The following is a 672-nucleotide window of genomic DNA, read 5'->3' as shown; positions in this document are numbered from 1 at the left end:
TGGCCGCACCGGCATGGACGGACTGCAATTGATCCCGGATAACTGGTACGCCAAGAACCGCGTCGAGGTCTGGCGCAACTCGATTGCCCGTGCAGTGGATCGGCAGAACAAGAGCGTTCTCCTCGCAACTGGCGAATCCCTGCCTTACGACAAGCTGATCCTCGCCACCGGAGCCCACTGCACGACACCAGACCCTGACTTCCTATCGTTCGACAACGCCTTTGTCCTGCGCTCGGCGGAAGACGCGCAAGCACTGCGCAATTACGTACAACTGCGGCGGGCACGTCACGCGCTGGTCGTCGGCGGCGGCGTACTCGGCGTCGAAGCGGCCGACGCCCTGCACCACCTCGGGCTGCAGGTCACGCTCCTGCAAAGATCGGACCGGCTGATGAACGCGCAGCTCGACCATCAGGGCGCCGCCCGACTCACCACTTACCTCGAAGGCATCGGTATCCAGGTTCTCACCGACGTTGCCATCAGTCGCTGGGAAAGCCAGGGTGCGACTTTGCGCGCCGCCTGGCTGGCACATGGGCCGTGCGCGCGGGCGGATTTATTTGTCGCCTGTCTCGGCATCGGCACCAACGCGCAACTGGCCCGCGCCGCCGGACTGGAAGTCGGCCGCGGGATCAAGGTGGATTCGTGCATGCGCACCAGCGACCCCGACATCTACGC

1 protein-coding gene is annotated in these 672 nt (G+C 64.7%); it reads left to right on the top strand.

What is annotated here, in order from left to right; translation table 11 throughout:
* Positions 1-672 (top strand): FAD-dependent oxidoreductase (locus CAPSK01_RS15645; RefSeq protein ID WP_273703832.1); only part of this gene is annotated, 672 nt, incomplete at both ends.

It is taken from the genome of Candidatus Accumulibacter vicinus, assembly GCF_000584955.1.
Classification (GTDB): domain Bacteria; phylum Pseudomonadota; class Gammaproteobacteria; order Burkholderiales; family Rhodocyclaceae; genus Accumulibacter; species Accumulibacter vicinus.
This window is presented reverse-complemented; position numbering and strand designations above follow the sequence as displayed.